Raw genomic sequence first — 234 nt, forward strand, 5'->3', positions numbered from 1 at the left:
ATATAGTATCAGTATAAAGAAAAATGCGTAGAAAATACTACGCATTATGATACTTTTGCTGATTTATTTTTTATAAATTTAGGTTGTTTCTGCACTAAAAACTTTCTTTTCGCTATTGAAAACACAAATAATGCAACCCATATACAGAAAAATGCAATCATATGAGTAGAGGTGAAATGTTCACCAAATACGAATACACCTAAAATTAATCTAATCGTTGGCGCAATATAATGT

At 28.2% G+C, this 234-nt stretch carries 1 pseudogene; it reads right to left on the bottom strand.

Annotated elements, in window-relative coordinates:
* Positions 1-44 precede the first annotated feature (44 nt).
* A pseudogene (locus KVT27_RS26260) lies at positions 45-234 on the bottom strand (EamA family transporter RarD); the annotation flags it as partial.

Source organism: Lysinibacillus sp. GbtcB16 (genome assembly GCF_019091145.1).
Taxonomy (GTDB): Bacteria; Bacillota; Bacilli; order Bacillales_A; family Planococcaceae; genus Lysinibacillus; species Lysinibacillus fusiformis.